We start from the raw sequence: 713 nt of genomic DNA on the forward strand, positions 1-713 counted from the left end.
CGTGCCGGGGTTGTCCTTCGATGGCATCGCCCCCGGCGAAACCTTTACCTATCGCTTTACCGTAAAACAAAGTGGCACCGTCGGGCGTGTCGGCAGAGTGGTGACAGTGTGTCATGGAGGAGGGCGTCATGGGGCTGTCGGTAGCCGTGGACATGGCCATGGTGAGTGTATTGGCAGACAGCAAGCTGCTCACCACCATCAGGGTGGTGGCGAGCAAGGTGGCGATCATCGCCCGGCATTGTCTTCTCGATACACGTGACATGCTTGCATTATTGACCTTGGGGTAACCCCAAGGTCAAGCGGTTCGGATCAGTGAATTGATGACCACACTGGCGGCGATGATCACCAGTAGCACGGCGGTGGCTCGCTCCACCCAGTGGTGGTGGTCGCGTAACCAGGGCAGAAAGCGGCTGCGTCCCAGCAGGATGGCCACCAGCACATACCAGCCGCCATCGATAAACATGGCGGTGAGTACGATTTGGGCCCGGGCGAGGTGGCTCATGTCCGCTTCAAGAAACTGGCTGAACACGGCGAGGAAAAACAGGGCCACCTTGGGATTGAGGAACGCCACCATGAATCCGTCCCGGGCGGCGCCGCGAAGCACGCTGCTGCGCTTGCTTGAATCCGCGGCGGGTAGCGGCTCGCGGCCGGCCTGCCAGCTTTTCCATGCCATCCACAACAGGAACATGGCCCCGGCCATGGAAAAAAGCTGC

The 713-nt window shown here is 60.6% G+C and carries 1 protein-coding gene and 1 pseudogene; one reads left to right on the forward strand and one right to left on the reverse strand.

The features are described 5' to 3' along the window. A pseudogene (locus tag A3730_RS33120) lies at positions 1-79 on the forward strand (multicopper oxidase domain-containing protein); the annotation flags it as partial. Positions 80-295: 216 nt separating this feature from the next. Here the strand turns inward: A3730_RS33120 and A3730_RS28655 are convergent. After that, a partial coding sequence (locus A3730_RS28655; protein WP_063539426.1) for a LysE family translocator occupies positions 296-713 on the reverse strand: 418 nt, incomplete at its 5' end.

Source organism: Alcanivorax sp. HI0044 (assembly GCF_001634945.1).